Consider the following 24,770-nt stretch of genomic DNA (forward strand, 5'->3'; position numbering starts at 1 on the left):
GCGGCGGGTCCGCTTGTGATAAGCCTTACCGGCATAGACCGCCTTCTCGCCGCCCATGATGAGATCGCCGGTCACTTCGCTCTCATAGGTCTTGGCGCCCGTCAGCCGGCGCGCCCGGATCAGGCCCGATCCCTGATCGACCGCGATGTGTGCCTTGTAACCGAAGAACAGCCGCCGTTTGGCGCCTTGCCGTGTCCAGTTTGGCATCAGGGCCGTGGGACGAGCGGCTCCCGGCCGTGCGCGGTGTTGATCCCGGCGCGGGCGTCCGCCCTGAGCTCTGCACCAGCCTGGCATCGATCAGAGTCCCCGTCTTCAGGACATATCCAGCCGCTTCGAGCTGCCGGAGAACCTCCTGAAACAGAACCTCTCCCAGGCCAGCCTGACAAAGCGCGTTGCGGAACCGGCACAGCGCCGTCTCGTCGGGCGTCTCGGCATCCAGCGCGAAGCCGCAGAAGCGCCGGAACGACACCCGGTCCAGCAAGGCCTCCTCGAGACCGGGGCCGGAAAAGCCGTACCACTGCTGCAGAAGCAAGGCCTTGAACATCGCCAGCGCCACGTAGGGCGGACGGCCCGTCTCGCCCGGCCGCACCTTGCGGACCAGGACGGCAAGGCGGTCCCAATCGATCAAACCGGTCATCCGCTCCAGCCGCTCGATGCGCCCGAACCCCGCCGGCAGCAAAGCCTCGATGAAACTGTCCTGCGTCATGCTGATTCACCTCCGCATGAACAGAAGTGAACCGCATCCGAAGCAAGCAGTCACGTTTCGCAGAGGTCCCGCTTGCAGGAGAGGACGTTGGAGAAACGCCTACTCGATATCCTCGATCACCTGGCCGCCGCCGCCCTTCACCTTGTGGGCGAGGGAGGCCTGGATGAAGTCCTCGACTTCGCCGTCGAGCACGTCGCCGGGCGCGGTGGAGGTGTGGCCGGTGCGCAGGTCCTTCACCAGCTGGTAGGGCTGGAGCACGTAGGAGCGGATCTGGTGGCCCCAGCCGATATCGGTCTTCTTGGCATTGGCGGCATCGACTTTTTCCTGCTGCTTCTGCAGCTCCATCTCGTAAAGCCTCGCCTTCAGCATCTTGAGGGCGGTGGCGCGGTTCTTGTGCTGCGAGCGCTCGGCCTGGCAAGCGACGATGATGCCGGTGGGCACGTGGGTGATGCGCACGGCGGAGTCGGTGGTGTTCACGTGCTGGCCACCGGCGCCCGAGGCGCGGTAGGTGTCGACCTTGAGGTCTGACTCGACCACGACGATGTCGATGTTGTCATCGACCACCGGATAGACCCAGACGGAGGAGAAGGAGGTGTGGCGGCGCGCATTCGAGTCATAGGGCGAAATGCGCACAAGGCGATGCACGCCCGACTCGGTCTTGAGCTTGCCATAGGCATTGTGGCCTTTGATCTGGATGGTGCAGGACTTGATGCCCGCCTCTTCGCCCGCATGCTCGTCCAGCACCTCGGCCTTGAAGCCATATTTATTGGCGTAGCGGAGATACATGCGCATCAGCATCGAGGCCCAGTCCTGGCTCTCGGTGCCGCCGGCGCCTGCATTGATCTGGAGGTAGGCGTCATTGGCGTCGGCCTCGCCCGAGAGCAACGTTTCGATCTCGGTCTCGGCCACCCTGGGCTTCAAGGCCTGCAGCGCCTTCTCGGCCTCGCCGACGATGGAGGCATCGCCCTCCATCTCGCCCATCTCGATCAATTCGGTGTTGTCGGCAATCGCCTGCTCCAGATCGCGGATCATGCCGATGCGCTTGTCGAGGTCCTGACGCTCGCGCATCAGCTTCTGCGCCTTCTGGGGATCGTTCCAGATGGACGGGTCTTCGGATTTGGCGTTCAGCTCGGCGAGACGGCGGAGGGCATTGTCCCAGTCAAAGATGCCTCCTCAGCAGCCCGATTGACTGCTTCATGCCGTCGACGAGCGACGAGATTTCAGCGCGCATGATTTCCGTTCATTTTGAAAACAACGTTATGGGCCTCAATAGAGGCCGCTGCCCGGCCCCGTCAATCCGCCAGTGGCGGGAGGCTGTTGGGGCGCGGGCTCGGCGGACAAGGAGCCGCCCGGTTCTCCCTGACCGGGCGGAACCAGCATGACGCCGCCATTGGTGGCGGTTCCTGCGGCCGCAATGGCGTCTTCGCCGATAATCTTGGTCGAATCCGGCGGCTCGTCACCCGGCTTGAAGGCCTCGAGGATCACGCCCGGCTGGCCGAAGATGCCGCGCTTGCCGCTCTTGGCGTCGATGGGGATCAGCTCGATGGCGCGCGGCACGCGGAACGGCGTCGCCGGCTTGTCCTTCAGGGCGAGCTTCATGAAGTCGGCGACGATGGGGGCAACCAGCTCGCCGCCGGTACGGCCCTTGCCCATGGGCTTCGGATTGTCGAAGCCGACATAGCAGCCCACCACCAAGTCTGGCGTGAAGCCGATGAACCACGCATCGCGCTCATCGTTGGAGGTGCCAGTCTTACCGGCCACGGGCTTGCCCACTGCCAGGATCTTCTTGCCGGTGCCGCGCTGCACCACGCCTTCCATCATCGAGGTGATCTGGTAGGCGGTGTAGGGATTCATCACCTGCTCGCTGACGTCCACCAGCTCCGGCTCCGGCAGGTCCGGCGTCCAGGCGGGGGCCTCGCAGTTGGCGCAGTCGCGCTTGTCATGGCGGAAGATGGTCTTGCCGTAGCGGTCCTGGATGCGGTCGATCAGCGTGGGATCGACGCGCCTGCCGCTGTTGTCGATGATGGCATAGGCGGCGACCATTTTCATAAGCGTGGTCTCGCCTGCGCCCAGCGCCATAGCGAGCTGGGCGGGCAGCTTATCATAGACGCCAAGGCGGGTCGCGAGGTCGATGATCTTAGCCATGCCGAGCTCGCTGGCGAGCCTGACCGTCATCACATTGCGCGACTGTTCGATGCCGCGGCGCAGCGTCGAGGGGCCGAAGAACTTGTTCTGGTAGTTCTTGGGCTTCCACATCGAGCCATCCGGCATCTTGAACTCGATGGGCGCATCCATGATGACGGAAGCCGGCGAATAGCCATTGTCGAGGGCCGCGGCATAGACGATGGGTTTGAAGGATGAGCCCGGCTGGCGCAGCGCCTGGACGGCGCGGTTGAACTGGCTCCGACCATAGGAGAAGCCGCCGACGAGGGCTAGCACGCGGCCGGTGTGCGGGTCCATGGCGATCATGGCGCCGTCAACCTCCGGCACCTGCATAAGGTGATACTGGCCGGTGTCCTTGTTGGAAGCAACATAGACGATGTCGCCCGGCTTCAGCACGTCCGATGCCTTCTTGACCTGAGGCCCGAGCGCCGTACCATCGACATAGGCGCGTGCCCAGCTCATGAGCTCCAACGGTATCTTGCCGGTCTCGCGCTCCGGCGCCAGCGTGCCGTCCGGCCGGGCATTGGGCTGCAGCCCGATCGTGGCTTCGCCGTCATTGACATCGAGTACCACGGCGATGCGCCAGGGCGCCATGTCTTCCGGCACCTTCCTGTCCTTGATGAGCAGCGCCCAGTCCGGCGCGACGCCCAGTTCGGCGGCGGCGATGGGGCCGCGGTAGCCGCGCTTGCGGTCGAAGGCGATGAGGCCGCGGGCCAGTGACTGGCGGGCGTAGAGCTGCAACTTGGGATCGAGCGTGGTGCGGACCGAGAGGCCGCCCTTTTCCATCTTGTCCTTGCCGTAGAGATCGATCAGCTCGCGGCGCACTTCCTCGGCGAAGCTTTCAGCGTTGAACAGCTGCGCGCCGAAGGGGCGAGGCGTCACGACCAGGGGTTTGGCCTGCGCCTCTTTCATCTGCTCTTCGGTGATGTAGCCGTTCTCGTGCATCTGCAGCAGCACCCAGTTGCGGCGCTCGATGGCACGTTCCTTCTGGCGGAAGGGATGGTAGTTGTTGGGGCCCTTGGGAAGGGCCGCCAGATAGGCCATCTCCTCCAGCGACAGCTGGTCGAGCGACTTGCCGAAATAATTGAGCGAGGCGGCGGCGACGCCATAGGAATTCATGCCGAGGAAAATCTCGTTCAGGTAGAGTTCGAGGATCTGGTCCTTGGTGAAGGTCTGCTCGATGCGGCGAACGAGGATCGCCTCCTTCATCTTGCGTTCGAGCGAGCGTTCGTTGGTGAGGAGGAAGTTCTTGGCCACCTGCTGGGTGATGGTGGAGGCACCGACGACGGTGCCCTTGCCGGTGAGCTTGAATTGCGCGTAGCGCAAGGCGGCGCTGGCGATTCCCATCCAGTCGAGCCCGCCGTGGGTGAAGAAGGTCTTGTCCTCGGCCGAGGTGAAGGCGTCGATCAAGGGCTTCGGCATCTGGCTGACGGGCACGAAGAGGCGGCGCTCCTCGGCATATTCGGCAAGCATCGAGCCGTCGGCGGCATAGATGCGGGTCATCACCGGCGGGGCATAATTCGCGAGCTGGGTATAGTCCGGCAGGTCCTTCGAGTTGCTCCACAGCACATAGCCCACGCCCGCCGCTCCGGCGATGAAGAGCATGAAACCGACCGCAAATAACCACCCGAGGAAACGAAGCATTCTACGAAACGACACCTGCCTGTTGCAGTCCGCCGGATAACACAGCCGGATGACCCATTTATAATTAATTCGCTAGGAGCCGATTGTGGCCCTTGGGTGGCAGGAACCGGGTCTCTGCGCCGCTCCGCGCGAGACAGGCGAATGCTTCGCCGTGCCGGCGCACACAGTCCGGAACGAGGCGATGACCTTGGGCGTGCAACGCAAGGGGCGTGAGACAGGCAAACCAGCTGCCTATTCGTTGAATCTGATCCTGGCTTTCAGGGCGTCTTGGCGGCGAGCTGGGTGGCGAAATATTTTTCGACGGCCCTGCCCATGGCGGCAGCGACCTTCTGCTGCCACTCGGGCGAGGTGAGCTGGCTTTCATCCTGCTTGCTCGACAGGAAGCCGAGCTCGATGAGCACCGAGGGCACATCCGCCGCCTTCAGCACCATGAAGCCCGCCGAGCGCATCGGCTTGCCGGTGAAGACCGTGACAGGCGCCATCTCCGCCACCGCCTTCTTGGCGAAGACCAGCGAGTGGGTTTTCGATTCGCGCTGGGCAAGGTCGATGAGAATGTCGGTCACTTCCTGGTTCTCGGCTTCGAGGTCGACGCCGGCGATGATGCCGGCGCGGTTTTCCTTGTGTGCCAGGGCCTCCGCCTCGGCGTCGGAGGCCTTTTCGGAAAGGGTGTAAATTGTGGCACCGCGGGCATCCTGGCCGCGGACCGTGTCGGCATGTATGGCGATGAACAGGTCCGCCTCTTTCTCGCGCGCGATCTTTACGCGGTCACGCAGCGTCAGGAATGTGTCGTCGGAGCGGGTCATCACCACATCGATTGCGCCAGTCGCTTCAAGCACCTTCTTCAGCTTAAGGCCGAAGGCCAGGACGACATCCTTCTCGCGCGTCTTGCTGAGGCCGATGGCGCCGGGGTCGATGCCGCCGTGGCCGGGGTCAATGACGACGAGCTTGCGCTCGCGCGGGACGGCGCTGCCAGCGGCGGGCGGTATTTCCCCGGCGGGGGCGGCTTCAGCCGTGGCGCGGGCCGCATCGGCTGCCAGCTGAGCGTCGAAGGCCTGTTTGGTGGTTCTGACGATATCGACGACGATGCGTGCCGGCTGGCCGTCCTCCGGCTTGAGCAGGAAGGCCTTGTCGATGAGTACCGGGCCGTCGGTATCAAGAACGATGCGGGAATGCGCATCGTCCACCGGGCCATAGCGATATTGGGTCACCAGGCCCCGGGTGCTGTCGCCCGCCCCTTCTGGGAGAGAAAACGACACCTGCGGCAGGTCGATCATCACCCGGTAGGGATTGGCCATCACGTAAACGGTGTATCCCACGGGCGCCGTAAGATCCGCCACGAAGCGGGTGCGGGTCCCGTCGCCGGCCACCCGCGCCGCCGTGGCGACGGCAATGGTGGACGTATCGGCGGCATCCGCCTCAGGCAGGCGGTAGCCGGCGGCCATAAACAGTAAGGCCAGAATCAGCCCGGGCAGCAGGCGGGCTGCGGCCCAGCGGCGAAGACTGGCTGTTTCAAGTGTCATGGGTCGGCGGCACTGCGGGTTGGAGACCGTTTCCGCACAAGCTAGGCTGTCCAGGGTTAATCAATGGTTGCCGGGTGGCCCGCCAGGCGCTGCGCAGAGGAAAGCTTGCATTTTGGCAACCTGCCTCATAAGAAGTAAAGCACTCCCGAGGTCAGGGCCGCGACTCTGCAGCAGAATCGATTTCGGGTTGAGAATTTCGCGAAAAGCGGGGGTCCGGAGGCAGTTGCTGCCAGCCCCGCTCGACGCGGCCGAAGAGCGAGATCCTGTGCCGGATCCGCCATTTAGAACCGTTCCGTGATCCGGAACATAAGGAAATCTTGGGCATGTCCCACGCCACGACGAGCGCGCTGAACGAGGACCGGGCAAGACCGGCTCGCGTCGCCTGTTTGCCCGTGTCCGCTGGCTGGACCCACATGCCCCATTCGCGCTGCAGCACCCGCATCTCCAACAGGCGTCTCCTCACCGGAGCGGAGAACCTATGGGCACATTTGCCGGGCTGGCGCAGAGGACGAGACTCATGGGCAGCAAGATGCTCATCGATGCCAGCCACCCCGAAGAAACCCGCGTTGTGGTGCTCAAGGGAAACCGCATCGAGGAATTCGATTTCGAAAGCGCCGCACGCCGGCAGCTGAAGGGCAATATCTACCTCGCCAAGGTGACGCGCGTTGAGCCGTCGCTCCAGGCGGCCTTCGTGGAATACGGCGGCAACCGCCATGGCTTCCTCGCCTTCTCGGAAATCCACCCGGACTACTACCAGATCCCGCTCGCCGACCGCATGGCGCTGCTCGCCGCCGAGGAGGAAGAGCATGCCCGCGAGGCCGCGGACGAAGACGACGAAGGCGAAGGTAATGGCCGCCGGCGCCGTGGCCGCGACCGCGGCCGTGACCGGGGCAGACGCCGCGGAGAAGAGAACACCGAGGGCGGCGTGGAGGAAATCTCCGAGCCGGAATATGCCGAGGACACCGAGGCGGCGGGAGACGACTCTTTCGCCGAGGACCATGGCCCCGAGACCAACGAAGAGGAGAGCCCCGACTCCCGTGTGCTCGACATGTCTGCGTCCAAGGCGATCGAGGGCGAGGCCGTCGAATACCACAACGAGGCGGATGACGACGGCGATGACACGCCGCCGCGCGCTGAGCCAATGTCGGCGAACCACGAGGACCCGTCGGTCTCCGAGCCGGTCGAAAATGGCGGGGAGACCACCGAGGCGGAAGAGACCATCGAGGCCCGCCTGGCCGGACCGTACCCGGACGCCCCGGGCGACGCCGAGGTGGAGGCCGCGGCCCCTGCCCCCTCCATGCAGCACGGCATGCCGGGCGAACTCGGCAATGGCGTCGAGGAAGTGGGCGAGGACCCGGACGCCGTCCGTGTCGAGGAGATCGGCGCCGAGGACGCACTCGAGGAAGTGCCGCAGCGCCGCCGCAAAGTGCAGCGCAAACAGTACAAGATCCAGGAAGTGATCAAGCGCCGCCAGGTGATCCTGGTGCAGGTCGTGAAGGAAGAGCGCGGCAACAAGGGTGCCGCTCTCACCACCTATCTCTCGCTCGCCGGCCGCTATTGCGTGCTGATGCCCAACACCGCGAGGGGCGGCGGCATTTCCCGCAAGATCACCGACTCGGGCGACCGCCGGCGGCTGAAGGAGATGGTGAAGGAGATCGAGGTGCCGCAGGGTATGGGCCTCATCGTCCGCACCGCGGGCGCCCAGCGCACCAAGACCGAGATCAAGCGCGACTATGACTACCTTCTGCGCCTTTGGGAAAGCGTGCGTGACCTGACGCTGAAGAGCCAGGCCCCGGCGCTCGTCTACGAGGAAGGGAGCCTGGTGAAACGTGCGATCCGCGATCTTTACACCAAGGACGTCGACGAGGTGATCGTCGAGGGCGAAGAGGCCTATCGTGAAGTCAAGGACTTCATGAAGATGCTGATGCCGAGCCACGCCAAGAACGTCAAGCCCTACAAGGATTCGCGCCCGCTGTTCTCGCGCTACCAGGCGGAGAGCCAGCTCGACGGGCTCTATTCGCCCACTGTCACGCTGCCTTCGGGCGGCTACATGGTGATCAACCAAACGGAGGCGCTCGTCTCGATCGACATAAACTCCGGAAAGGCGACGCGCGAGCACAACATCGAGGACACAGCCTACAAGACCAACCTTGAAGCCTCCGATGAAATCGCCCGCCAGCTGCGCCTGCGCGACCTGGCCGGCCTTGTCGTCATCGACTTCATCGACATGGAGGAGAAGCGCAACAACCGCAATGTCGAGCGCCGCCTGAAGGACGCGCTGAAGAACGACCGGGCGCGCATCCAGGTCGGCCACATCAGCCATTTCGGCCTGCTCGAAATGTCGCGCCAGCGGCTGCGTCCCGGCCTGCTGGAAGGTTCCTCGCGCACCTGCCCGCATTGCGAGGGCCGCGGCGTGGTGCGTTCGATCTCGTCCTGCGGCCTCTCGGTGCTGCGGGCGGTCGAGGAGCACCTGATTGCGCGCAAGCCCGAGAACATCACCGTCAAATGCACGCGCGAGATCGCCTTCTACATCCTCAACGAGAAGCGCGACAACCTGCTCGCCATCGAGACCACCTACGGCATCTCGGTGTTCATCACGCCGAGCGAGGACCTCAAGGGCTCGCAGGCGCTGATCGAGCGGGCGCCGGAGCGCAACATTCCGCCGCGCCGGGTGATGACGGCTCCGGTGCGTATCGACTCCGCCTTCGATGAGGAAGACGGGGACGCCGAGACCGAGGAGATCGCGGCCGAGGACGAGAATGGCGCCGGGGAGGCCGGCGATGCGTCCGGCGAAGAGCGCCAGTCCGGCAATGACAATGGCGAGCGCGAGGGGGGTGACCGCGAAGGTGGCCGCCGCCGCCGCCGCCGCCGTGGCCGGCGCGGCGGGCGCGGACGCGACGAACAGCAGGCACAGAATGGTGAGGGCGATGACGTGCCCGGTCGTGGCGAACAGCCTGACTTCGGCTCCGAAGACGACCGTGACGCCGAGGAGAGCCAGACCGAGGCTGGCGACGAGAGCGCCGTGGCGGAGGCCGGAGGCGAGGAGCGTTCAGAAGAAGTCGAACGTCCGCGCCGTGGCCGTGACCGCTGGGGCCGCGACCGTGGCGAGCGCCCGCGTCGCGAAGACCGCGGCCGCCGCGACGAGCGCCCGGAGGCCGCCACCGGGGCGGGCGAGGCGCCTGTCGCCAAGAACCCCGCCGCGGACGGGCCAGTGGTGTCTGCCCCCGGTCCGGCTCTGGCCACGGCGCCCGCGCCAGTGACCGCCGCCGATCCGATGGTGGAGGCCCCCGCCCCGGTGGAACCGCCGCGCCGCTGGCAGCCACCGAGCCCCACTGTGACTGCCGCCGCCTCGGAGCGTAAGTCCGGCTGGTGGAACAAGCGCTGATGTTACAAATTGGTCAGCCGCCCGAAGGCCGGCTGACCCTGCCCCGCGGAGCCTCAAACTCGCCTCAATCTCACCCGATTGACGGATCGGGAGGCTGACAACCCATGCTACGAACCGCTTCGTTCTTTTGCGCCACGGCCCGCCTGATGGCGGCGCTCATGGCCTGCATGAGCGTGGCTCTGCCGCAAGCCGAAGCCGCCCAGCGCGGCAAGCCGCTGCCGATCATCCGCGACGCGGAAATCGAGGGGCTCATGCGCCTCTATACCCGGCCGATCTTCAAGGCGGCCGGCATCAACCCCAGGGCGGTGAAGGTCTATATTCTGAACGACCGGTCGATCAACGCCTTCGTGGCCGGCGGACAGCGCATCTTCATCAACACCGGGCTGATCGAGCGGGCGGACACGCCGAACGAAGTGATCGGCGTGCTGGCTCACGAGACGGGCCACATCGCCGGCGGCCACCTGGCGCGCATGGGCGTCGAAATCGATTCGGCCAATTACACGCAGATCGCCGGCATGTTGCTGGGCCTTGCCGCCATCGCCGGCGGCGTAGCCTCCGGCAATGGCGAGATCGCGCAGGCAGGTCAGGGCATCATGGCGGGCACCCAGGGGCTGGCGCAGCGCAACTTCCTCACCTATGCCCGCGGCATGGAAGCCTCCGCCGACCAGGCGGCGCTTAAGTTCCTCAACGAGACCCGCCAGTCGGCGCGCGGCATGGTCACCCTGTTCGAGACCCTGGCGCGCGAGAACATCGCAACACTCGCTGATGTCGATCCCTATGTGATGTCTCACCCCATGCCGATGGACCGCATCCGCAATTTCGAGGTGGAGGCCAAGAAGTCTCCCTACTGGGATGCCAAGGACCCGCCGGCGCTGATGCTGCGCCACCAGCTGGTGCAGGCCAAGCTCGCGGGCTACATCGGCGGCGCCCAAGCGGTGATGCAGAAATACCCGTCCACCGACCAGTCGATGCCGGCGCGCTATGCCCGGGCGATCGCCATGTTCCGGCGGGGCGACATCCAGAATGCCCTGCCGATCATAGACGGCCTCATAAAGGAGCTGCCGGAAAATCCCTATTTCTGGGAGTTGAAGGCCCAGGCGTTGCTCGAGAACGGCCGCGCGGCGGAGGCTGCCGTGCCGGTCCGCAAGGCGCTGGAACTGCTGCCAAGCAACGGGCTGATCCTGATTCTGGCGGCACAGACCTATATCGACACCGGGAAGCCGGACAATGCTGGGGAGGCAATCAAGCTGCTACGCCAGGCGCAGCGCACCGAGGGCGAGACGCCCGAGACCTTCCGCTTACTGGCCCGCGCCTATGCCCTGACCGGGGACGTGCCGCGCGCCGAACTCGCGACCGCCCAAGCCGCCCTGCTGATGGGCGACACCAAACTCGCTCTGGAAAAGGCGCGCTCCGCCCAGGCCGCCTTCAAGACCGGAACACCCGAATGGACGCGCGCCAGCGACGTGATCAGCTTCGCCGGACGCTGACCGACATGGACCGAAGCACCGCTTTGCGGCAAAAAATGACCCAAACCAAAGGATGACGCCTGATGACTTTCCGCCTCCGCTTCGCCGCCGCCGCCGCCCTGCTGGCCCTCGCGCCCGCGGCATTCGCCGACGGCAACTTCAATGACGCCCAGAAGAAGGAAATCGGCGACATCGTCCGGCAATATCTGTTGGAAAACCCCGAAGTGCTGCTCGACGTTTCCAAGTCGCTTGACGCAAGACAGCAGCAGCAGGAAGTCCAACAGCGCGGCGCCGTGCTGCAATCCAGCGCCGATCAGATCTTCCGCTCGCCAGCCGATTATGTGGCCGGCGACCCCGAGGGCGACGTCACCATGGTCGAGTTCTTCGACTATAATTGCGGTTGGTGCAAGAAGGGATTCTCCGAGGTGATGACGCTTCTCGAAAAGGACAAGAACCTGCGCTTCGTGCTAAAGGAGTTTCCGATTTTCGGCGGCGATTCCGATTATGCCGCCATGGCCGCCATCGCCGCCAAGAAGCAGAACAAGTACTGGGAACTGCACAAGGCCCTTTTCGAGCATGAAGGCAAGGTGACCAAGGAGGCGGTGGACGAACTCGCCGCCAAGCAGGGTATCGATGTCGCCAGGATGAAGGAAGACATGAAGGACCCGGCCGTGGCCAAGGAGCTGGCAGACAACCATGCGCTGGCCCAGGCGCTGGCGATCAACGGCACACCCGCCTTCATCGTCGATGACAAGGTCTTGCCCGGCTATGTGCCGGCCGACGGGCTGGCGGAACTTGTAGACCAGGTGCGCAAGGGCGGCGGCTGCAAGCTCTGCTGAGGCCCGCCACCCTGGCCGCTTCCAACTGGCGCCGCGACCGCCTATAAGCAGCGGTCCGCCCTGGGGAATCGTGGGGATCGATGAAACCTGTCTTTGTGCTCAACGGCCCGAACCTGAACCTGCTCGGCCTGCGCGAACCTGCGATCTATGGCTACGCGACGCTAAAGGATGTCGAGAACCGCTGCCGCGACCACGCGGCCGCACTCGGCCTGAGTATTGATTTCCGCCAGAGCAACCACGAGGGCGACCTCATCGACTGGATCCACGAGGCGCGGGACAAGGCGTCCGCCATCGCCATCAACGCCGGTGCCTATACCCACACCTCGGTGGGCCTGCATGATGCGCTGAAAGCCGCCGATACCCCCTCGGTCGAGCTCCATCTTTCCAACATCCACAAACGCGAGGCCTTTCGTAACGTCAGCTTCACCGCTCCGGCGGTGAACGGCGTGATCTGCGGCTTCGGCGTCGACAGCTATCTCCTGGCGATCACCGCGCTTCATTCCCTCATCTCAGCCGCCAAGAAGGGTTGACCAATGCCCCCCTCGAAGAAAGCGTCGTCCAAATCCGCTCTCAACGATCCAGATCTCGAACTGATCGAGAGCCTCGCCGAGATCCTGAACGACACGGGATTGAGCGAGATCGAGCTTGACCGCAAGGGCACCAAGTTCCGTGTGGCGAAGCAGATGACAGCGGTGGCAACCGTCGCCTCCCCAGCGCCCGCCCCGGTCTTGCACGCCCATGCCGCGCCTACGCATGAGGCGCCTGCAGCGCCTGCCCCCAAGTCCGCCGTCGATCATCCCGGGACGGTGAAATCGCCGATGGTGGGCACCGTCTACATGGCGCCCTCGCCCGGTGCGGCGAACTTCATCGAGATCGGCGCGAATGTGAAGGAAGGCCAGACCCTCCTCATCATCGAGGCGATGAAGACCATGAACCAGATCCACGCGCCGCGCGCTGGCAAGGTGACGGCGATCTATGTCGACAACGGCCATCCGGTCGAGTATGGCGAACCTCTCGTGGCGATCGAGTAGGGGCGATGTTCGACAAGGTCCTCATCGCCAACCGGGGTGAAATCGCACTCCGCGTGCTGCGCGCCTGCCGCGAGCTCGGTATCCAGACGGTGGCCGTGCATTCTACCGCCGACGCCGACGCCATGCATGTCAGGCTCGCCGACGAGAGCGTGTGCATCGGCCCGCCGCCGGCACGCGACAGCTATCTTAACATACCCGCCATCGTCGCCGCCTGCGAGATCACCGGTGCGGACGCCGTGCATCCGGGCTACGGCTTCCTGTCGGAGAATGCACGCTTTGCCGACATTCTCACCGAGCATGGCGTGAAATTCATCGGCCCCTCGGCCGAGCACATCCGCATCATGGGCGACAAGATCACCGCGAAGCTGACCGCGCAGGAACTGGGCATTCCCGTGGTCCCCGGTTCGGAAGGCGGCGTCAACGACATCGATGAAGCGAGGCGGGTGGCGAAAGACATCGGCTATCCGGTGATCGTCAAGGCCACCGCCGGCGGCGGCGGGCGCGGCATGAAGGTGGCGCGCAGAGAGACCGACCTCGAGATCGCCATGAGCACCGCACAGTCCGAGGCCAAGGCCGCCTTCGGCAATGGCGATGTCTATATCGAGAAATACCTCGAGAAGCCGCGCCACATCGAGATCCAGGTGCTGGGCGACGGCAAGGGCCGCGCCGTTCACCTCGGCGAGCGCGACTGCTCGCTGCAGCGCCGCCACCAGAAGATCTGGGAGGAGGCGCATTCGCCGGCCCTCAACGCCGCCCAGCGCGGCGAGATCGGAGGCCGCGTGGCCCGCGCCATGGAGAAGCTCGGCTACGAGGGCGCCGGCACCGTCGAGTTCCTTTACGAGAACGGCGAGTTCTATTTCATCGAGATGAACACCCGCCTGCAGGTGGAGCATCCGGTGACCGAGGCGATTACCGGCCTCGACCTCGTGCAGGAGCAGCTGCGCGTCGCCTCCGGCGCCGACCTTGCCTATACGCAGGCGGACATCACTTTCTCCGGCCACGCCATCGAGTGCCGCATCAATGCCGAGAACCCGACGACCTTCGCGCCGTCGCCGGGCCGGGCCGACGCGGTGCATTTCCCCGGTGGCTTGGGCGTGCGCGTCGATTCGGCGCTCTATGCCGGCTACCGCATTCCGCCCTATTACGACAGCCTCATCGGCAAGCTGATCGTCTCCGGCAAGAGCCGCACCGAATGCATGATGCGGCTCAAGCGCGCGCTCAGCGAATTCGTGGTGGAGGGCATCGAGACCACCATCCCGCTGTTCCAGCAGCTCCTGGCCGAACCAGACATTATCGACGGCCACTATGACATCCACTGGCTGGAGCATTATCTCGCCCGCCAGGCGTGATGAGCTCGATCACCCCACAGATCCTGTTGCGCGCCTATGCGGCAGGAATGTTCCCGATGGCCGAGAGTGCGGAGGACAGCGCGCTGCACTGGGTGGAACCCGAAGAGCGCGGTGTCATTCCGCTCGACAGGCTGAAGATTTCGCATTCGCTGAAGAAGACGCTGCGGCGCAAGGCCTTCGAGGTGAGCGTCGACCGCGACTTCTCCGCGGTGATCGCCGCCTGTGCGGAAAAAACCCAGGACCGCCGCTCCACGTGGATCAATGCCCGCATAAAGGCGCTCTATACGCAACTCCACCGCATGGGCTGCTGCCATTCAATCGAGTGCCGCCAGAATGGCGCACTGGTGGGTGGGCTCTATGGCGTGCGCATTGGGGCGGTGTTTTTCGGCGAGAGCATGTTCTCGCGCGCCACCGACGCCTCGAAGGTGGCGCTCGTCCATCTGGTGGCGCGGCTCAATTTCGGCGGTTTCGGGCTGCTCGACGCGCAGTTCGTCAACCCGCATCTCGAGCGGCTGGGCGCCATCGCAGTGCCGCGCGCCGGCTACCACAAGATCATGGAACCGCTGCTCGACAGGAATGCGGATTTCTTTGCGTTCCGGGAGGATGTCGACCCCGGGGCGGTGCTCGCCTGGGCGGCGCCAGCTCAGTCGTCAGGCTGATCGTCCTTCGGTCTCCCGAGCTGGCCGTTGGCGTCGGTGGCGGGTGCGGTTTCAACGGCGGGGGGTGGGGCGTTGGGGTCCCGGCAGCCTGTCAGCCACACATCATACGTGGCGTGTTCCATGGCGTTGAGGCCGGGGCTTTCGGCGAACATCCAGCCGGAGAAGATGGGTTTGCGCGTGTTGTCGGTCTCGACCTGGTCGATCTTGACGAAGCTTGTGGTCTTGGGCTGTTCGGTGACGGGACGCGTATAGCAGACGTTCGGCTTGACGATCACGCTGCCGAAGCGGCGTTCCTCGCCGATGGGAATTTCGAAGGTGGTGGTGACGCCGGTGATCTTGTCCAGCCCTGCGAACATGGCGATCGGATTTGCAATGCGCTCCGCCCAGGCAGCGCTACCCATGGCCGTGACGAAAACGATGGATGCGCTGCCGAGAAAAACGACTCTCATGCCTTCACCGCCTCGACCCGCAGCCGGACGTAATCCGCCGTCCGGTTGCCGCCGGCGCAGCACGGTGCGAGCCGCAGCAGATCGGCTGTGAGCACGCCATCGCCGCAGCCCAGGTCAAGAATGCGTTCGCTGGGCTTGGGAGCCAGCCATTCGACCACGCCGGAGGCAAGGCCGGAGACGAAGCGCGCGTGCGTGGCGTAACGTCCGGCGGACCATTGCTGAGGGCGAAGGGCGGGCCGGGCTTCCGCCATCACGGGGTCTTGGTGTCGGTGGCAGGAACGTCCTGGTCACCGCCGGCAGGCGCCTCGCTCTGCTGGCCCGGACCCTTGTTGGCGAACATCGCCTCGCTGATGAGCGACCAGATGTCGACCGCGCCTTGCGTGTTGGAGATGACGCCGCCGTTGGCAAGAACGGTTTCCGAGCCGCCCTGCTCCAGCGCGATGAACTTCGAGCCAAGCAGGCCCTCGGATGTGACTTTGGCGGTGGCGTCGTCGGTGAGTTTCACCTTGGGATCAAGTTCCATGACCGTGTTGGCCTGGAAGTTCTCGGTGTTGAGCGTGAAGTCGATCACGGAGCCCACCTTGACGCCTGCGATGCGCACGTCAGTACCGACACTCACGCCCTCGGCATTGTCGAATTCGGCGCTGAGTCGATAAGCACCGGAGGCATGGCCCTTGCCGGAGGTCTGATAGGCGAAGAAGAAAAACGCCGCCGCGATGATCACCACCGCGGCGCCGATCAGGGTTTCCACTGCCGAATTCTTCACGCCGCCCCTCCTCTCAGTCGTTGGCCGGGATAGCGATGAACCCTAGCCGAAATATGGCGGGCCTTATTCCGGCCGCCAGGCGGAATAGTCAGCCGCGCTGGGCGCGGGCTTGGCGCCCGAAAGGATCGAGCCCTTGGGCCGGTATGCATTGGGCGTTCCGGTCTGGTTGGGAATAAAGGGCTTCTGCCACTCGCGCGGGGTATAGTTTTCCTCGGTCGGCGGCGCATCGGCGCGGTGGTGCATCCAGCCATGCCAGCCGGGCGGAATGGTGGAGGCTTCGGAATAGCCGTTATAGATCACCCAGCGGCGCTCACTGATCGATCGCGGCACCGCCGATTTGGCGCGGTAATACTTGTTGCCGAACTGGTCTGCGCCGACAAAGTTGCCCTTGCGCCAAGTGTAGAAGCGAGTGTTGAGCGTCTGGCCATTCCACCAGGTGAATAACTGCTTAAGGAGTAACATGTCGACTCGTCCGTTGCGGGCCAGCGCGCCCCAAAAATCGCCGCGGAATATGGCGGAACGCACCAGCCCCGTCCAGTGCCGAATTGGCCTGTGGGCCGGCCTCTGCAGCGGCAGCCGGAAAACCGCGCCCGTCAGGGAATGGCGGTGATCAGGTCCTGCCGGATTCCCCCGCGCTCATGCCCGGACAGGATGGCGATTCCCCCCGCGCGCGACAGCACGCCCCGCAGCTCGGCAATGTCGGCATCCGATGCCGGACGCGGCGAGGGAATGGCGTAGAGGTCGAAGCCATGCGTTCTCACCTCGCGGGTAAGGCTCACGAGATAGATCGGCTTATAGGCCGAGCCTTCCACCGCGGCGAGGCCGGTCTTGTAGACGCGGATCACCTCGCGCCCCTCACCGCCGCCAGGGGCAGCCCGCGTGAGCGTGAGCTTCGCTTTGAGGCCCTCATGCAGGGCCGGCCGCGGCGCGAGGTCCGGCAGCGCCGCATTGGGGTTGAGGTAAGGCAGGCTCTGCCGCCAGGTCCACACCGGCATCGCGCTCCAGCCGCTGGCTTCGAGCTGACCCGCCAGCAGGTCGAGGTTGCCGGCAAACTGCGCGATGAAGCCCTCCTCCGGCTTGCCGGCGAGATCGATGCGGCGGGCGGGCAGCTTCTCCCAATCCTTCTCGACCCATTGCGCGACGGGGACGAGCGTCAGCGGCTCCGCCATGGCGTACATTTCGCTGGCGCGCGTGAAACCGGTGGCGACATGCAGCGCGCCCGCGCCGATGAACACCACGAGTGAGGTGGCGAACAGGCCGAGCGGCTTGATGCGACGCGGCGGAATTGCCTCGATCGCCACTCCGAAGGCCGCCATCATGACGACGCCGAAGGTGAGGCCCGCCAGCACGTCCGACAGCCAGTGCGCCCCGAGATAGAGGCGCGAATAGGCAATGGCGACGACCAGTATGGCGCAGGTGGCATAAACGAGGGCCCTGCCCCAGCGGCCCATGGAGTGGCTCACCAGCACGGCAAGGATACCGAATATCACCGCCGCCATGGTGGCGTGGCCCGACGGAAAGCTGAACAGGCTGGCGCCGGAATAGGAGAGTTCGGTTGGCCGGGCCCGCTGGATGCCGAGCTTCATGGCAAGCTCGAAGGCTTTGGCCGCCACGATGGCGATGCCCGCCGCCCAGGCGGCGCGATAGGCCTTGTGCCAGACGAGCCAGCCCAGTATGGCGAGCGCCAGCGCGGACATCACCATGGTGTCGCCCATCATGGTAATGACCGTCATCAGCTCGTCGGCCGGTGCATTGCGCGACTCGCGCATCAGGGTGGCAAGCGAAACGTCCATGTTGGAAACGGCTTCGCTGGAGGCCGCCCGGATGGCGAGGTCGGCCAGCGCAACGAGGCCGGTGAACACGATGGCGGCGAACAGCACGATCATCACCGAGCGAGGATTGCCGGGGGACACTGCCCTGGCGAACCGCTGCCAGGAGCGGCCGCGCTTGGTCCTGGCCCACGCGGACACCCGCGCCAGCAGGTGGTTGAGAAAGGGCGAGACGCCCGCCGCCGCAAGGCGGATGATGAAGCCCGCCAGCGCCAGCAGCACGAGCAGAACCAGCAGCACCACGAGCAAGCGCCCCGACAGCTCTCCGGCAAAGGCCAGTCCCTGCCCGATCAGCACGCCCGGCACGATATGCGCGAAGGACCAGACGATGCCCGACGTCACGTTGACGAAGACAAAGAACAGCTGGTTCATGCCGAACATGCCGACGATACCGGGCACCACCGACTTTACGCCGGGCACGAAGCGGCCGATGGCGATCGACTTGCCGCCATGCACGCGCACGAAATCCTCGCCCTTTGCAACGAGCTGCGGATACAGGTTCAGGGGCCACATGGTCTTGAGCCGCTGGCCGAACATCCGGCCGGCCCAATAGGAAATCTGGTCGCCCACAATGCAGCCGACGGCGGTTACGATGACGACGGGCCAGAAGCCGAGGTGGCCCGTTCCCACCAGCACGCCCGCCCCCACCAGCACCGCCGTCGAGGGCACGAACAGGCCGATGATCAGCAGCGCCTCGCCCATCGCAATCAGGAAAATGATGACGAGCGCCCACTCCGGATGGGCGGTGAAATAATCGAGATAGGGTTGAATGATGTCGAACACAGCGAAGCGGGTTCCTTGGTCGTCGCGGATTACGAAAGTTGCGGGCGGGTGATAGCAGCCTCAGCGTCCGGCCTCCCGCTCTTCCTCCGGGGCGCGACAATAAGGCCCGGACAATGGACTCTGCTCCCAGGGGTTTGCCGCGCGCTGCCTGGTTTCGCCGGAGCAGGCTTCCGGCGGCGCAAACAGGACGTGAGCATGCAGCACTGCCTCCCGACATATCCCGGCTTGTCCCCCGCCCGCCGTCCGGTCGTCGTGTCCCTTCCGGCTCATCGCCGGGGCGGGGCCGGCGCAGCCTACGGGCAGGCATGTTGGCAGGCGACGCATGGATCTCACTTAAGGAAATCGGTTTGGCAATTACAAGTCTCACAACCGCTTTCCGGGCATTGGATCGGGCAGACGCCTGGTCCATAGTGCCGCTCGAATGACGGAAAGTGCCTTGCCCGCTAACCCTTTAAACCTGACACGCAAGTGGCTTGGCTTTGCGGCGCTTTGTACCGGCATGTTCATGGCGGTGCTGGACATCCAGATCGTCATCACCTCGCTCGGCGTGATCGAGAGGGCTTTAGAGGTCGGCGCCGACCGGATGAGTTGGGTGCAGACGTCCTATCTCATCGCCGAGATCGTGACGATTCCACTGACCGGCCTGCTCATGCGCATCTTTTCCATGCGCAACCTGCTGGCGGTTGCCGTGGTCATGTTCACGCTCGCCTCGGTGGGCTGCGCGATGAGCACGGGCTTCGCCACGCTGGTGGGCTTCCGGGTGCTGCAGGGCATGGCGGCGGGCGTGCTGATGCCGCTGGTCTTCGCCGCCATCTTCCTGCTGTTCAGGCCCGGCGCCGAACAGGGGGTGGCCACGGTGCTTGCGGCGGTGGTGGCGGTCATCGCGCCCACCACCGGCCCGGTCGTCGGCGGCATCATCACCGAAAGCCTGTCCTGGCAATGGCTGTTCCTGATCAACACGGTTCCCGGCGCCATCACCCTTGTGCTCGGATTGCTGTGTCTGCCGCGCGAGAGGATGGAACTCAGCCTGCTGCGCCACCTCGACGCCGTGTCGATTCTGTTCATTGCCGTATCTCTGGCCTGCCTCGAGATCGGGCTCAAGGAAGCCCCTGACATGGGGTGGTTCTCACCGGTGACACTCGCCCTTTTCGCAGGCTTTGCGGTGCTGATGGCGCTGACCGTCATGAGGCCCCGGCCCGCAGTGGATTTCAGCCTGTTCCGCGACCGTTTTCTTGCTTATGGCTGCGCGCTGAGCTTCATTCTCGGCATCGGGCTCTATGGCTCGGTCTATCTGCTGCCAGTTTTTCTGTCGCTGGTGCGCTATATGGGGCCGGTCGAGATTGGGCTGGTGGTGCTGGTGACCGGCGTCGCGCAGCTCGTGTCAGCCCCGCTCTCGGTGCTGCTCGACCGGGTGATGCCGGCCCGCATGCTGAGCATGATCGGCTTTGCGATGTTCGCGGCGGGCCTTGCCATGAGCGGCTTCGAGACCAGGCTCTCAGGCTATGACGAGTTGTTCTGGCCACAGGTAGTGCGCGGCGTGGCGCTGGGCCTCTGCATCGTACCGGTCACCCGCTTTTCCATGGGTTTCCTGCCGCCGGAGAAGGTGAGCGACGCGAGCGGGCTTTACAACCTGTCCCGGGCGCTCGGCGGCATCATCGGCATTGCACTGATCGACACCATTCTGTTCACCCGCTCGGCCGAGCACGCCGACCGCATCAAGGACCTGATGACGGCCGACCCGGAAGCGGCCGCCCGGCTGCTGCACATCGCCCCCGGCGAGCTGCCCGACCCCACTGACCCGATGGGACTGCTCGGCGTCATGGACACAATCCAGGAAGGCGCGGTGACTTTCGCCGTCAACGAGGCCTGGCTGCTGATGGGGGGCTGCACCCTCGCGGCGCTCGCCCTGCTCGTCATGCTGGGTCCGATTCGGGAGCCCAAACCCGGGGTTCTTCTGGGCCAACAGGCGGAATTCTAGAGTCGGCTGGAATTTCAGTCTGTGGATAGCGGTGATGACCGGGCCAATCCGGGTAACCGCCATTCCCTCTCTCCCCTTGACTCGCGCGTCACTGACCATCAGGCGCAGGAGGGCCAGCCTGTGGACAGCGCGCATAAGCCAAGGGAGTCCTTGAGCTTACCTGCAGAATCGTATGAAGCTGCGACAGAGAGTGCTCAGCCGGGTCCTTAGAACACAAGATATGGTGTTAATCTTTCGTTAACACACTATTTGTTGACGCTAAGAGGCTTGAGGTATTAAATTCGTTTTCGAGGCTGAGGGGCGGAGAGGAGAAGGTTGCGGGGGCAGCCGTATCTTCCACGGAACACTCAATAGAAGAGCCTGAACAAACCGGGGACGGCAGTTTCCGGAGACAGGGTGAGTGCGTCTTGCAACTGGGTGGATGAAGCAGCTCGGGCAAATTTCCGTGTGCTCGTGGCAATGATTTTACAGAGGGACCTGAAAAGAATGCGCATTGAACGCCGCTACACTAAGGCAGGGCAGGACGCTTACGCGGATCTCGATTTTCGCCGCGCCACGAGCGAGATCAAGAATCCGGACGGCTCGATTGTCTTCCGCCTCGCGGACATCGACGTCCCTTCCTCCTGGAGCCAGGTGGCGACCGACATTCTAGCGCAGAAGTATTTCCGCAAGGCGGGCGTTCCGGCCGCCCTGAAGCGCGTCGAGGAAGAAACCGTTCCTTCCTGGCTGTGGCGCTCCGTGGCCGACGAGGAAGCCCTGGCCAAGCTGCCCGAGAAGGAGCGCATCGTGGGCGAGCGGTCCTCCACCCAGGTCTTCAACCGTCTAGCAGGCACCTGGACCTATTGGGGCTGGAAGGGCAAGTATTTCAACACCGAGGAGGACGCGCGCGCCTTCTATGACGAGATGCGCTTCATGCTCGCCACGCAGAAGTGCGCCCCCAACTCGCCGCAGTGGTTCAACACTGGCCTGCACTGGGCCTATGGCATCGATGGCCCGGGCCAGGGCCATTATTACGTCGACCCCGAAACCGGCCGCATGACCAAGTCCAAGTCGGCCTATGAACATCCGCAGCCGCATGCCTGCTTCATCCAGTCGGTTGCTGACGACCTCGTCAACGAGGGCGGCATCATGGACCTGTGGGTGCGCGAGGCGCGCCTCTTCAAGTATGGTTCTGGCACGGGCTCAAACTTCTCGGATCTGCGCGGCGAAAACGAGAAGCTGTCGGGCGGCGGCAAATCCTCGGGCCTGATGAGCTTCCTCAAGATCGGCGACCGCGCGGCGGGCGCTATCAAGTCCGGCGGCACCACAAGGCGCGCAGCCAAAATGGTGATCGTCGACGTCGATCATCCGGACGTTGAGGAATTCGTGGACTGGAAGGTCCGCGAGGAACAGAAGGTGGCGGCCCTCGTGACCGGCTCCAAGACGGTCAAGAAGCACCTGCAGGCGGTGATGAAGGCCTGCGTCAACTGCGACGGACCGGATGGCGACTGCTATGAGATCGACAAGAACCCCGCGCTGAAGCGCGCGGTGAAGGACGCCCGCAAGGCGCTGGTCTCCGACAACTATATCAAGCGCGTCATCCAGTTCGCCAAGCAGGGCTATACCGAGCTCGAATTCGACACCTATGACACCGACTGGGACGGCGAGGCCTATCGCACCGTGTCCGGCCAAAACTCCAACAATTCGGTGCGCGTGACGGACGAGTTCCTGCTGGCCGTCGAGCGCGGCCTCGACTGGCAGCTGAAATCGCGCCTCACCTCCAATGTGACCAAGACCGTCAAGGCTGCCGCCCTGTGGGACAAGATCTCCTATGCCGCCTGGGCCTCGGCCGACCCGGGCATCCAGTATCACACCACCATCAACGACTGGCACACCTGCCCGGCCTCCGGCCAGATCCGCGCGTCCAACCCGTGCTCGGAATACATGTTCCTCGACGACACGGCCTGCAACCTCGCCTCGCTGAACCTGATCCAGTTCCGCGATCCGGCAACGGGCAAGTTCGACATCGCCTCCTTCGAGCATGCGGTGCGCCTGTGGACCATGGTGCTCGAAATCTCGGTGATGATGGCGCAGTTCCCGTCGAAGGAGATCGCCAAGCTCTCCTACGAGTTCCGCACGCTGGGCTTAGGCTTTGCCAATATCGGCGGCCTCCTGATGACCGCCGGCATCCCCTATGACAGCCATGAGGGCCGGGCGATCTGCGCTGCCATCTCGGCCATCATGACGGGCGTCTCCTATGCCACCTCCGCCGAAATGGCGAAGGAACTCGGCCCCTTCAATGGCTTCGCCAAGAACCGCGAGCACATGCTGCGCGTCATGCGCAACCATCGCCGCGCGGCCTATGGCGCGGCTGTCGGCTACGAGGACCTGCGCACCATTCCGGTGGCGCTTGACGAGACGGACTTGAAGGACAAGGACCTCGCTGTCGCAGCCCGCCGCGCCTGGGACCTCGCGGTCTCGCTGGGCGAGGAGCATGGCTACCGCAACGCGCAAGCCACCGTCATCGCGCCCACCGGCACGATCGGCCTCGTCATGGATTGCGACACCACCGGCATCGAGCCCGACTTCGCACTGGTGAAGTTCAAGAAGCTGGCGGGCGGCGGCTACTTCAAGATCATCAATCAGGCGGTGCCGGAAGCGCTGCGCACGCTGGGCTACGGGCCAGAGCAGATCGAGAAGATCATTGCCTATGCGGTGGGCCACGGCTCGCTGGCCGATGCCCCGGGCATCAACCACAAGGCGCTGAAGTCCAAGGGCTTCGGCGAGGAGCAGATCGCCAGGATCGAGGGGGGCCTCGCATCTGCCTTCGACATCAAGTTCGTGTTCAACAAGTGGACGCTAGGCGAGGAGTTCTGCCGCTCGGTGCTGGGCATCTCGGACGAGCAGATCAACGACTTCGGCTTCGACATGCTGGCCCATCTCGGCTTCTCCAGGGCCGACATAGACAAGGCCAACATCCATGTCTGCGGCGCGATGACGCTGGAAGGCGCACCCGGTCTCAAGGACGGGGACCTGCCGGTGTTCGACTGCGCCAACCCCTGCGGCCGCCTCGGCAAGCGCTACCTCTCGGTTGAGAGCCACATCCGCATGATGGCGGCAAGCCAGCCCTTCATCTCGGGCGCCATCTCCAAGACCATCAACATGCCGAACGACGCCACTGTGGAGGACTGCGCCAGCGCCTATATGCTGTCGTGGAAGCTGGCCATCAAGGCCAATGCGCTCTACCGCGACGGCTCCAAGCTGTCGCAGCCGCTCTCTTCGCAGCTTCTCGCCGATGACGACGCGGATTCGGACGAGGTGGCAGAGGCGCTGATGACCAAGACGGTCGCGGCGCGGGTCGAAACGGTGGTCGAGAAGATCGTGGAACGCGTGGTGGAGCGCGAGCGTTCGCGCCTCAGGCTCCCCAACCGGCGCAAGGGCTATACCCAGAAGTCGGTGGTGGGCGGCCACAAGGTCTATCTCCGCACCGGCGAATATGACGACGGCAAGCTGGGCGAAATCTTCATCGACATGCACAAGGAGGGCGCTGCACTCCGCGCCATGATGAACAATTTCGCCATCGCGGTGTCGGTTGGCCTCCAATACGGCGTGCCGCTGGAAGAGTTCGTTGACGCCTTCACCTTCACCAAGTTCGAGCCCGCCGGCATGGTGCAGGGCAATGATTCGATCAAGAACGCCACCTCGATCCTCGACTATGTGTTCCGCGAACTGGCGGTCTCCTATCTCGGCCGCAGCGACCTTGCCCATGTCGAACCCTCGGAAATGGGCTTCGACTCGCTCGGCAGGGGCGAAGCCCCGGGCGATGCGCCGCGCGTGCCCGCGTCCCGCGTGCTCTCGTCGGGCTTCGTGCGGAAGCCCAACCTCGCCTCCTCTAATGTCGTGGTGATGTCGGGCGCGCAGCCCGCGCTGGCGCTTGCCGATGCGCCGGCCCAGGTGACGGTGACCCGCCAGGAAATGGCGGTGGCGGTCGAGACCACCACATCGGTGATCGCCGCGAACGACCGCCGCGCCGAAGCGCGCATGAAGGGCTATGAGGGCGAGAGCTGCTCCGAATGCGGCAACTTCACCATGGTGAGGAACGGCACTTGCCTGAAGTGCGACACCTGCGGCTCGACGAGCGGATGCTCGTGATCGCACGGAAGACCATGCGAAACATCGGAGAGGCCGGACATGTTCCGGCCTCTCTGCTTTTGTGAATGAGCA

The 24,770-nt window shown here is 64.5% G+C and carries 18 protein-coding genes and 1 pseudogene; 9 read left to right on the forward strand and 10 right to left on the reverse strand.

Translation table 11 applies throughout. The annotated features are described in order from the left end of the window. From IOC82_RS08360 to IOC82_RS08380, 5 genes and pseudogenes are all read right to left on the reverse strand, one after another. Positions 1-147, reverse strand: a pseudogene (locus tag IOC82_RS08360) (IS5/IS1182 family transposase); the annotation flags it as partial. After that, positions 83-706 (reverse strand): transposase, encoded by a 624-nt coding sequence (locus tag IOC82_RS08365; protein WP_290545723.1) that lies wholly within the window; start codon positions 704-706, stop codon positions 83-85. The gene IOC82_RS08365 and the pseudogene IOC82_RS08360, both read right to left, overlap by 65 nt. A 99-nt stretch (positions 707-805) precedes the next feature. Then, positions 806-1,937 (reverse strand): peptide chain release factor 2 gene (gene prfB / locus IOC82_RS08370; RefSeq protein WP_290545724.1). Its coding sequence is split into 2 segments (ribosomal slippage): positions 806-1,867 and positions 1,869-1,937, totalling 1,131 coding nucleotides; the frame shifts between segments, so codons are not numbered across the junction. A 35-nt stretch (positions 1,938-1,972) separates the two neighbouring features. Next, the gene (locus IOC82_RS08375; protein WP_290545725.1) at positions 1,973-4,474 is read right to left on the reverse strand and encodes a penicillin-binding protein 1A; all 2,502 of its coding nucleotides are present in this window, start codon (positions 4,472-4,474) and stop codon (positions 1,973-1,975) included. A 296-nt stretch (positions 4,475-4,770) separates the two neighbouring features. Beyond that, positions 4,771-6,033: an N-acetylmuramoyl-L-alanine amidase gene (locus IOC82_RS08380; RefSeq protein ID WP_290545726.1), complete on the reverse strand. Its 1,263-nt coding sequence runs from the start codon at positions 6,031-6,033 to the stop codon at positions 4,771-4,773. A 517-nt stretch (positions 6,034-6,550) separates the two neighbouring features. On the opposite strand from IOC82_RS08380, the gene IOC82_RS08385 reads away from it, so the two are divergent. The 7 genes from IOC82_RS08385 to aat all read left to right on the forward strand — a co-directional run bounded on the left by IOC82_RS08385 (position 6,551) and on the right by aat (position 14,762). Then, a complete protein-coding gene (locus tag IOC82_RS08385; RefSeq protein ID WP_366935661.1) occupies positions 6,551-9,418 on the forward strand; it encodes an Rne/Rng family ribonuclease in 2,868 nt (955 codons plus the stop codon). Positions 9,419-9,522: 104 nt separating this feature from the next. After that, positions 9,523-10,905 (forward strand): M48 family metalloprotease, encoded by a 1,383-nt coding sequence (locus tag IOC82_RS08390; protein ID WP_290545727.1) that lies wholly within the window; start codon positions 9,523-9,525, stop codon positions 10,903-10,905. A gap of 62 nt (positions 10,906-10,967) precedes the next feature. After that, positions 10,968-11,723 (forward strand): DsbA family protein, encoded by a 756-nt coding sequence (locus IOC82_RS08395; protein ID WP_290545728.1) that lies wholly within the window; start codon positions 10,968-10,970, stop codon positions 11,721-11,723. Positions 11,724-11,803: 80 nt separating this feature from the next. Beyond that, complete coding sequence (gene aroQ, locus IOC82_RS08400) at positions 11,804-12,253, forward strand: type II 3-dehydroquinate dehydratase (RefSeq protein WP_290545729.1); 450 nt, start codon at positions 11,804-11,806, stop codon at positions 12,251-12,253. A gap of 3 nt (positions 12,254-12,256) precedes the next feature. Beyond that, positions 12,257-12,754 (forward strand): acetyl-CoA carboxylase biotin carboxyl carrier protein, encoded by a 498-nt coding sequence (gene accB, locus IOC82_RS08405; RefSeq protein WP_290545730.1) that lies wholly within the window; start codon positions 12,257-12,259, stop codon positions 12,752-12,754. Between the two features lie 5 nt (positions 12,755-12,759). Then, positions 12,760-14,103, forward strand: a complete 1,344-nt coding sequence (gene accC / locus IOC82_RS08410) for an acetyl-CoA carboxylase biotin carboxylase subunit (RefSeq protein WP_290545731.1) — start codon at positions 12,760-12,762, stop codon at positions 14,101-14,103. Further along, positions 14,103-14,762, forward strand: coding sequence for a leucyl/phenylalanyl-tRNA--protein transferase (gene aat, locus IOC82_RS08415; RefSeq protein ID WP_290545732.1), 660 nt, complete (start codon positions 14,103-14,105; stop codon positions 14,760-14,762). The genes accC and aat overlap by 1 nt, the downstream gene beginning before the upstream one ends. On the opposite strand, the gene IOC82_RS08420 is transcribed toward aat, so the two are convergent. The 5 genes from IOC82_RS08420 to IOC82_RS08440 all read right to left on the reverse strand — a co-directional run bounded on the left by IOC82_RS08420 (position 14,747) and on the right by IOC82_RS08440 (position 18,589). Continuing rightward, the gene (locus IOC82_RS08420; RefSeq protein WP_290545733.1) at positions 14,747-15,211 is read right to left on the reverse strand and encodes a DUF2155 domain-containing protein; all 465 of its coding nucleotides are present in this window, start codon (positions 15,209-15,211) and stop codon (positions 14,747-14,749) included. The two genes, aat and IOC82_RS08420, sit on opposite strands and share 16 nt — an antisense overlap. Continuing rightward, complete coding sequence (locus tag IOC82_RS08425; RefSeq protein ID WP_290545734.1) at positions 15,208-15,462, reverse strand: hypothetical protein; 255 nt, start codon at positions 15,460-15,462, stop codon at positions 15,208-15,210. Before IOC82_RS08425 ends, IOC82_RS08420 begins: the two co-directional genes overlap by 4 nt. Further along, entirely contained in the window at positions 15,462-15,977 is a 516-nt protein-coding gene (mlaD, locus tag IOC82_RS08430) for an outer membrane lipid asymmetry maintenance protein MlaD (RefSeq protein WP_290545735.1), read from the reverse strand. The genes IOC82_RS08425 and mlaD overlap by 1 nt, the downstream gene beginning before the upstream one ends. A 63-nt stretch (positions 15,978-16,040) precedes the next feature. Beyond that, positions 16,041-16,439 carry an NADH:ubiquinone oxidoreductase subunit NDUFA12 gene (locus IOC82_RS08435; protein ID WP_290545736.1) on the reverse strand — a complete coding sequence of 133 codons (399 nt, stop codon included), beginning with the start codon at positions 16,437-16,439 and terminating at the stop codon, positions 16,041-16,043. A 131-nt stretch (positions 16,440-16,570) separates the two neighbouring features. Further along, the gene (locus IOC82_RS08440; protein WP_290545737.1) at positions 16,571-18,589 is read right to left on the reverse strand and encodes a bifunctional DedA family/phosphatase PAP2 family protein; all 2,019 of its coding nucleotides are present in this window, start codon (positions 18,587-18,589) and stop codon (positions 16,571-16,573) included. A 421-nt stretch (positions 18,590-19,010) separates the two neighbouring features. Between IOC82_RS08440 and IOC82_RS08445 the strand changes: the two genes are divergently transcribed. Both IOC82_RS08445 and IOC82_RS08450 read left to right on the forward strand, forming a co-directional pair. Continuing rightward, entirely contained in the window at positions 19,011-20,567 is a 1,557-nt protein-coding gene (locus tag IOC82_RS08445) for a DHA2 family efflux MFS transporter permease subunit (RefSeq protein WP_290545738.1), read from the forward strand. 486 nt (positions 20,568-21,053) lie between these two features. Then, the gene (locus IOC82_RS08450; protein WP_290545739.1) at positions 21,054-24,698 is read left to right on the forward strand and encodes a vitamin B12-dependent ribonucleotide reductase; all 3,645 of its coding nucleotides are present in this window, start codon (positions 21,054-21,056) and stop codon (positions 24,696-24,698) included. Positions 24,699-24,770: the final 72 nt, after the last annotated feature.

It is taken from the genome of Aestuariivirga sp. (genome assembly GCF_020252395.1).
Classification (GTDB): domain Bacteria; phylum Pseudomonadota; class Alphaproteobacteria; order Rhizobiales; family Aestuariivirgaceae; genus Aestuariivirga.

Coding starts and splice junctions, on each gene's coding strand:
- IOC82_RS08365 (WP_290545723.1), bottom strand. CDS start 706: ATGACGCAGGACAGTTTCATCGAGGCTTTGCTGCCGGCGGGGTTCGGG.
- IOC82_RS08375 (WP_290545725.1), bottom strand. CDS start 4,474: ATGCTCTTCATCGCCGGAGCGGCGGGCGTGGGCTATGTGCTGTGGAGC.
- IOC82_RS08380 (WP_290545726.1), bottom strand. CDS start 6,033: ATGACACTTGAAACAGCCAGTCTTCGCCGCTGGGCCGCAGCCCGCCTG.
- IOC82_RS08385 (WP_366935661.1), top strand. CDS start 6,551: ATGGGCAGCAAGATGCTCATCGATGCCAGCCACCCCGAAGAAACCCGC.
- IOC82_RS08390 (WP_290545727.1), top strand. CDS start 9,523: ATGCTACGAACCGCTTCGTTCTTTTGCGCCACGGCCCGCCTGATGGCG.
- IOC82_RS08395 (WP_290545728.1), top strand. CDS start 10,968: ATGACTTTCCGCCTCCGCTTCGCCGCCGCCGCCGCCCTGCTGGCCCTC.
- aroQ (WP_290545729.1), top strand. CDS start 11,804: ATGAAACCTGTCTTTGTGCTCAACGGCCCGAACCTGAACCTGCTCGGC.
- accB (WP_290545730.1), top strand. CDS start 12,257: ATGCCCCCCTCGAAGAAAGCGTCGTCCAAATCCGCTCTCAACGATCCA.
- accC (WP_290545731.1), top strand. CDS start 12,760: ATGTTCGACAAGGTCCTCATCGCCAACCGGGGTGAAATCGCACTCCGC.
- aat (WP_290545732.1), top strand. CDS start 14,103: ATGAGCTCGATCACCCCACAGATCCTGTTGCGCGCCTATGCGGCAGGA.
- IOC82_RS08420 (WP_290545733.1), bottom strand. CDS start 15,211: ATGAGAGTCGTTTTTCTCGGCAGCGCATCCATCGTTTTCGTCACGGCC.
- IOC82_RS08425 (WP_290545734.1), bottom strand. CDS start 15,462: ATGGCGGAAGCCCGGCCCGCCCTTCGCCCTCAGCAATGGTCCGCCGGA.
- IOC82_RS08435 (WP_290545736.1), bottom strand. CDS start 16,439: ATGTTACTCCTTAAGCAGTTATTCACCTGGTGGAATGGCCAGACGCTC.
- IOC82_RS08445 (WP_290545738.1), top strand. CDS start 19,011: ATGACGGAAAGTGCCTTGCCCGCTAACCCTTTAAACCTGACACGCAAG.
- IOC82_RS08450 (WP_290545739.1), top strand. CDS start 21,054: ATGCGCATTGAACGCCGCTACACTAAGGCAGGGCAGGACGCTTACGCG.